Source organism: Phycisphaerae bacterium (assembly GCA_012729815.1).
Classification (GTDB): Bacteria; Planctomycetota; Phycisphaerae; order JAAYCJ01; family JAAYCJ01; genus JAAYCJ01.
Map to the genome: position 1 here is coordinate 20537 of JAAYCJ010000070.1, position 6894 is coordinate 27430.

Below are 6894 nucleotides of genomic sequence, written 5' to 3' on the forward strand. Positions count from 1 at the left end.
AGGGATCAGCCATGTTCCAAGTCCGGATCCTCACCGAATCGTGGAACCGCGTGGTGGCCGTTCCGTACATCGTGTACATGCCGGAACGGGATAGGATCCTGATGCTCGTGAGCGTCGACTATCCGCACCGGCCGATGGTGCTCTGGAGCGATGATCGCGGCCGGAGCTGGTCGCCGCCGCGGTTCGTCTATCAGGACTTCGGCGACGATTCGGACCGCGGCCATCACGTCGGCGTCAGTCTGACCTATCTGGGCGGCGGCAACGTGGTATTCAGCGTCGAGTCGAAGGGGCGATATTTCAGCGAGGATTTCGGCGAGACCTGGAGCGAGCCGGTGGCGAGGCCGCCGACCTCCGACGGACGGCACTGGTACCAGTGGGACTCGTACCTGGTGGACAAGATCCCAGCCGCCGGCCGGACGGTGCGGGTGGCTGAGACGGGCTACAACTACATCGGCGATACCAAGACCACGCAGGCGGAGATCCGGTTCAGCGAGGACCTTTGCCGGACGTGGAGCGCGCCGGTTCGCGTGCCGCAGTGGAAGGGCGTCAACGAAGTCGCGCTGGTTCGCGCCGCCAACGGCGATATGGTTGCGGCGTGCCGCACCGACAAGCCGGCCCACATCGAGGATACGCTCGATCACTACGAGGGGCTGGGCGTTTCGATCTCCAGCGACGACGGGCACACCTGGTCGCCCGTCAACATGCTCTACGATTACGGCCGGCACCATCCGAGCCTGGTGCGGCTGGGCGACGGGCGGATCGTGATGACCTATGTCGTCCGCAAGGGTTATCCCGATACGGCCGACGGCTTTCCGCAATTCGGCATCGAGGCCGTCATCAGCCGCGATCACGGACGAACGTGGAATCTCGACGATAAAATCGTCCTGGCCGAGTGGGCCGGCAACCGCCAAGGCCCGAACGCCTGGTGGGCGAGCAGCCAGGCCACCTCGACGATCCTGCTGCCCGACGGCCGGCTCCTGACCGCCTTCGGCACCGGCTACCGCAGCCAGCCGAACGAAAACAACATGGCCGCCCCGCGGGATGTGGGGCTGGTGGAGTGGCAAGTACCGTCCTGACGGCCGGGAAAGTCCTCTCGCGGGCATGACCAAATGTGGCACAGAACGTTCCGAAGGTTTTATTTCGCGATGCATTATGACTGTGGAGGAACAATCGGTTAGGACTGACGCCGATGGTCGAGGTGATCCGGGGCAATCTGTTCGACTCGTCGGCGCAGACGCTGGTCAATGCGGTCAACTGCGTCGGCGTGATGGGCAAGGGCATCGCGCTGGAGTTCCGGCGGCGCTACCCGGCGATGTTCGCCGACTACCAGCGGCGGTGCCGATCAAAACAGGTGGTAATCGGGCGACCATATCTATATCGTCACAGCGACCAACGCTGGATCCTGAACTTCCCGACCAAACAGCACTGGCGAAGCCGGTCCAGGCCCGAGTACATCGTCAGCGGCTTGGAGTTCCTCAGCCTGCACTATCGCCAGTGGGGCATCACGTCGATCGCGTTCCCTCTGCTGGCGACCGGCCTGGGCGGACTCGACAGGACTGAGATACTGGGCGTCATGACGGACAGCCTGAAGCCGCTCGTCATTCCCGTCGCGATCTTCATTCCGGACGATGGCGAGTTGGCCGGCCCGCCTCTTTAGTCCGTCGTGCGTCTCATTCGCCTAAAACCTCAGCATCACCTCCGCCTTGCCGGTGAACTCGCGGATCAGGACGGTTTCGCTCTCCGGAACGTACACGCCGCCGTCGGTGCCGCGGGCTTTGAGGCTCATCGGATGCGGCAGACGAATGGACACGTCCTTGGGCTTACGATCGGTGTCGCACTCGATCGTTGCCTTGATGAATCCCTCATCGGTTCGCGACACCACTTCCAGCGACAGCGGACCGAAGTAGCTGGCCACGTTCTCCAGCCGAATTCTCTGCCCGTGCTCGAGCCACCGTCGCGGGACGCAGCGGAGGAGCGAGAGCATCTGCCCCTCCTCCAGCCACAGCATCCAGCGGGTCTGCATCAAAAACCACGCCTCCTCGTGCGTCTTGTTCGGCGAGACGCGGTGGTAGTGCTCCCAGAAGGTATACGTCTCGCGATCCTGAAGGGCGGTGAGCTGGTTGTAGTACGTCTTGAGGAACTCCTTGACCTCGCCGCGCTTCAGATGAACATAGTCGTGGCGGCAATAGTACGGCTGGGAGAAGCCCGCGTTCTCGACCGTAAAGAGCTCCTGGTGCGATCGAAGGATATCCTCCGTGGTCGTCTCGTCGGCGTCGAACACCTCGCCGATCACCAGGTAGAGCGCGCCGATCAGCGAATCCCGGCAACCGAAGGCCCCGTGGCTGGTGTACCACTCGCCGCCCTCGGCGAACAGGGCCACCGGGCCGCGATACTCCGCCCACGGCGGACAACTTCTCACCCACGTCCCGTCGCCCGTCGGAATGACCGGTGATCTTTCGATGGATTCTATGACGGCGGTCCGGATGTCGGCTCGGTACTCGTCCGCCTCGCGCTCCAGACGCTTGGCGTCAGCGGGACTGACCTCGTCCAGCATCTGAGCCGCGCGGCGGATGCCGAGATACGAGAGGGCGTTGAGCATGAACGAATGAAAGAAGTCCTCCGGATCGGCGACCTTGCCGTCCTGCAGGCCGTAGCCCTTGCCGCGCAGCTCCTGGCGCTTGTTGCGGTCGCGCCACGTCAGGAGATAGTCGCACGCCTTGAGGATGTTGGGCCGGACCCGCCGGACCCATTCCTTGTCGCGCGTGTACCGGTAGTGCTCGCCCATGGTCCAGAGCACCGGGCCGGTCTCAAGCTGGTAGCCGCCGAAGTTCTGGATGAAGCCGTCGTCCCGCTGACGCTGCAGAAAAAAGTCCAGGCAGCGCTCGGCCAGCGCGTGCCATCCCATCGAATCGAAAAACTGAATGATCGGCGAACTCTCGCTGCCGATGGGCGCGTAGACGCCGATCGTCGGCAAAAGAGGCCCTTCGGCCTCCATGCCCAGCGTGTTGACCTCGCAGTGCACCAGGCCCGCCCGAATCCGCTCGTCGATCCCCTTTTCCGGCACGCGGATGCAGCCGCCGCGGTCAAGCTTGTCGCGCCAGTAGGCCCGGCACGAAGCCAGATGACGATCGTAATCGAACGCCGCCAGCTTCTCGGCGCGGCGGCGGGTGATCGGGCAATGCGGGATCAGCATGTCCCAGGTGGCGATCTCGCCCGGCCCCAGCAGCACCGCCATTTCCGACTGCGGCATCGGCCGATTGTTGAACAGCGTCACCGCATAGATCCGGTCGTCGTCGATCAGCGAGCATCCCGCCCGGCTGTCGAATTCATCCCGCTCCAGGGGAACGGGAAGGAAGAGCTGGTGGCCCGCGACCGGCCTGACCGTGCGGAACCACGCATAGCGGGGCACGTCGCCCGTGTTGCACGCCTTGACCCGAACGCAACAGATCGTCTCCTGCTCGCGCCGCCGGGTCTCAGCCTCGGTGGTCTCCGCCAGGGCCCTGTAATCGTCCTGCGAGAGCATGTTTCCGCCGGTCTGCGCGTAGGCGGCTTGCCACTGCGTGCCGCGCACGTTCTGCACCGTGAGCGGCTCGCGTTCGAGCGTGGCGAAGGCGGTCAAATCGTAGGTAACGTCGTCCTCGACCTGTTGCGAGCGAAGGACGGGCAGGCAGCCGTCGTCCAGACGACGGGTCAGCCGCGTGCGGCAGTTCACGCCCGGCCCGACCACGAACTTGAGGATGACGACGCCGTTGTTCAGTTCCGGCCAGGTCACCTGCGACCCGTGATACCGCGGCTGAATCATCCCCCAGAACCCGTACTCCTCGCAGTGCCCCACCTCAAAGGTGCGCATGTCGCGCGAGAGGCCAAGCCACGTCGGCGCGACCTGCTTCCGGTTCCGCCCGCACGCCGCTTCGAACGTCTCTTCCGGTTCGGCGTTGAACCGCATGGAGTCCGAGACTCTGCCGCTGGATCGGATCTCATCGGCAATCTGATCGTAGCCGCGAGGGTCATCCGCCGTCGTGATCGCCACGCCGTACTGTGGAAGGAAGATCGGATTGGCCCGGCGGACATCGCGCGGGAGGAACGTGAACGCATTTCGTTCCGTGCGGACGGTCGCCAGGGTCGGACAAGCGCCCAATCCCAACTTCACGCCGGAAAGGTCGACCTCGAGCCTCGGCAGTCTGCCGCTGATCGAGAACTCAGCGTCACGAATTTCGCCCTGGCCGGCGACGATCCGCATCCGGCCAATCGTTCCGTCCGTCAACTCCAGCCGCCCTTGTCCCGGACCATCGCTCCACACCAGCGCGATCGCCGTCCGATCAGTCCCGACCTTCTTTGCCGCATCCGCGTTCATCTTCTGCTCCAGGTTCTGTATAGTTGTATATGACTGCACCATGGTCGCAACGCCCATAGAGCCGATCATACGAATGACATGCCTTCAAGATTAGCTTATAGCGAGCAAAATGGAATGGACGGAATTGCGCAATAGTTGTACAATCGGGCAATATCGGTGCTGAGGATCGCTCATGCCGCGGCAGATTCACGGACATAACTGGCGGCCGCCCGACCCAAAGGGGCTGTGGATACTGTCCGCGATCGAAGACCAGCGCCATCGCGTGAGCCCTCGCGGGCGGATTTCGCATGCGTTCTGGGCTCTCGATTACGCGTTCTGTCCCGGTGTGACGTTTCGGGTGGGACGGGTTCGCAATCCCTGGCGCGAGCGGCCGGCGTTCACAGCCCATCTCTATGCGCCCGGCACGTCATATTGGGAACGGTTCTGTTCGGCTGGCTCCCCGCTGCACAGCGGGTCGATCTGCTTTTTGGGCGGAGATGTTGCGGGACTGGCCAGGCTGGTTGACGCGTCTGACGGCTGCGCCCGCTTTTCTGACCCGCAAAAGATCATCGCCTCGCTGCTCCAACGGGCGGCCGACGTCGGGCAACAGGAGGGTGATGCCGGTTTCTGGAAGGCCCAGGCTTTGCTCTGCCATGTTATCGACGCACTTGGCCAGGCTCAGCCGGCTGGCGAAGACGGGATGTGGATCGTCGATGGCAAAGCCAGGCCTCGCGACGGAGGCGAGATGGTCCCAGCGGCACGCGAGTACCTGCGGATGAACCTGCACCGCACCGTCGCACTCAGGGAAATCGCCGCCCACCTCCACGTCAGCGTATCCACGCTGGCCCACCGCTTTCGCCGCGAGACCGGCCGGTCCACCCTCGGCGAACACGCTCAGATGCGGATCCGACACATCAAGCACCTCCTGCTGATGGGGGAACCGCTCAAAGCCATCGCCCCGGTCATGGGGTTCGGCGATATCTACCACCTCTCGAAGTACTTTCGCCGCGTCGAAGGCGTCAGCCCCCGAGCGTTCCTCAGGCAGCAAAACCGCGGGTAACGACGATTGCGTCAGATTCAGAGGCCGGATCCGGATGCCCTTGCAGAACTCTTCGCGGTCATCGCCTGACCGACACGCCCTTGCCGGCCAGGAACTCCTTGACCTGTTCGATGCTGAGAATCCGGAAGTGGAACACCGACGCAGCCAGGAGAACATCGGCGTGCCCTTCCGTCACCGCCGCGTGGAAGTCATCGAGCTTGCCCGCGCCGCCCGAAGCGACGACGGGTACGTTGACGGCATCGGCGATGGCTCGGGTAAACTCCAGGTCATAGCCGGTCTGGGTGCCGTCGCCGTCCATGCTGGTCGGCAGGATCACGCCCGCGCCCAAGTCCTCGCACCGCCGGGCCCAGTCGATCGCGTCCTGGCCGATCGGCTTGGTGCCACCAGCCACCACCAGTTCAAAACCCGACGGCATCTCCCGATTCCTCCGGGCATCGATGGCGACGGTGACCCGGTCGGAGCCGAAGGTGTCGGCGCCCTGTTTGATCAACTCGGGCTTTCGCACCGCCGCTGTGTTCATCGAGAACTTGCTGGCGCCGGCCTCGACCACCAGTTCCATATCCTCCAGCGACGAGATCCCGCCGCCGACGGTCAGCGGAATGTCAATGACGGCTGAAACGTTGCGGACCCACTCCAGACGGGTCTTGCGATTCTCGACGGTGGCCGCGATGTCCAACATCGCCAACTCGTCCGCCCCTTCCTTCTGATAGAACGCAGCGTTTTCGATCGGGTCGCCCGCGTCCTTGATATCCACGAAGTGCACCCCCTTGACCACCCGACCCTCTTTCATGTCCAGACACGGCATGATCTTGACCAGACCCATCAACCTGCTCCTTTCGCACGGCGGCGACCAATCCAACCGATCTGCCGGCATTCTACAGAGTCAGAACTGCCAACTCAACCGGCAGGCCACGCCGGCTGTGAAGGACGATTGCGGCCCCGGGAGAGATCATCTGCACGTGGAGAGCCTGTAGGGCTTGGGAATTCCGCCGAAGCGTTGATGGAGATCCCGCGGCAACCGCGGGAGAGCGGCCGCTGGCCCCGATCACTTCGCGAGGGCGGCCTTGCGATCGTCGAAGATCCTGAACACGGATGTCAGGTGGGTGATCTCCAGCGTGGTGCGAATGATCTCGGAGAGGTTGCTCAGACACAGCTCGCCGCCGTGGCTCCGCAACTGTCGCAGGACGTTCAGGAGCATCCGGATACCCGCGGTGGATATGTAGGTCACCCGATCGAAATCGAGGACCAGCCGGGTGGGCCGGTGGGTCTCGATTTCTTCCTTGAGCTGGACATGGACTTCATCGACGTTGTTCAGGAATGAGATGTCCCGAACGACGAAGTGGGCGACGGTCACGTCGTCCAGATGCTGAAAATCCACCGAGATGTTCTGAAGTTCAGCCGACATCGGACGCCATTGCTCCCAATCCGGTTCCTGCCGCAAACGGATGCGGCCCTGCTGTATTCTCTATCGGCGGTTTGCGCGGTGGACGCAAAGAGGGAC

General features: G+C 63.5%; 6 protein-coding genes. 3 read left to right on the forward strand and 3 right to left on the reverse strand.

What is annotated here, in order from left to right; all coding sequences use genetic code 11:
• The first annotated feature begins 11 nt into the window (after window positions 1–11).
• Window positions 12–1076: an exo-alpha-sialidase gene (locus GXY33_05330; GenBank protein NLX04546.1), complete on the forward strand. Its 1065-nt coding sequence runs from the start codon at window positions 12–14 to the stop codon at window positions 1074–1076.
• Window positions 1077–1189: 113 nt separating this feature from the next.
• Entirely contained in the window at window positions 1190–1657 is a 468-nt protein-coding gene (locus GXY33_05335) for a macro domain-containing protein (GenBank protein ID NLX04547.1), read from the forward strand.
• Between the two features lie 21 nt (window positions 1658–1678).
• On the opposite strand, the gene GXY33_05340 is transcribed toward GXY33_05335, so the two are convergent.
• Window positions 1679–4354: a hypothetical protein gene (locus GXY33_05340; GenBank protein NLX04548.1), complete on the reverse strand. Its 2676-nt coding sequence runs from the start codon at window positions 4352–4354 to the stop codon at window positions 1679–1681.
• A 172-nt stretch (window positions 4355–4526) separates the two neighbouring features.
• Here GXY33_05340 and GXY33_05345 point away from each other — a divergent pair, with 172 nt between their 5' ends.
• Window positions 4527–5393 (forward strand): helix-turn-helix transcriptional regulator, encoded by an 867-nt coding sequence (locus GXY33_05345; GenBank protein ID NLX04549.1) that lies wholly within the window; start codon window positions 4527–4529, stop codon window positions 5391–5393.
• Window positions 5394–5451: 58 nt separating this feature from the next.
• Here GXY33_05345 and hisF read toward each other — a convergent pair whose 3' ends face one another.
• A complete protein-coding gene (gene hisF, locus GXY33_05350; protein NLX04550.1) occupies window positions 5452–6216 on the reverse strand; it encodes an imidazole glycerol phosphate synthase subunit HisF in 765 nt (254 codons plus the stop codon).
• A gap of 222 nt (window positions 6217–6438) precedes the next feature.
• Complete coding sequence (locus tag GXY33_05355) at window positions 6439–6798, reverse strand: STAS domain-containing protein (GenBank protein NLX04551.1); 360 nt, start codon at window positions 6796–6798, stop codon at window positions 6439–6441.
• Window positions 6799–6894: the final 96 nt, after the last annotated feature.

Bases quoted from the DNA above. Each gene is read 5' to 3' on its own strand.
- GXY33_05330 (NLX04546.1), top strand. From the start codon at position 12: ATGTTCCAAGTCCGGATCCTCACCGAATCGTGGAACCGCGTGGTGGCC.
- GXY33_05335 (NLX04547.1), top strand. From the start codon at position 1,190: ATGGTCGAGGTGATCCGGGGCAATCTGTTCGACTCGTCGGCGCAGACG.
- GXY33_05340 (NLX04548.1), bottom strand. From the start codon at position 4,354: ATGAACGCGGATGCGGCAAAGAAGGTCGGGACTGATCGGACGGCGATC.
- GXY33_05345 (NLX04549.1), top strand. From the start codon at position 4,527: ATGCCGCGGCAGATTCACGGACATAACTGGCGGCCGCCCGACCCAAAG.
- hisF (NLX04550.1), bottom strand. From the start codon at position 6,216: ATGGGTCTGGTCAAGATCATGCCGTGTCTGGACATGAAAGAGGGTCGG.
- GXY33_05355 (NLX04551.1), bottom strand. From the start codon at position 6,798: ATGTCGGCTGAACTTCAGAACATCTCGGTGGATTTTCAGCATCTGGAC.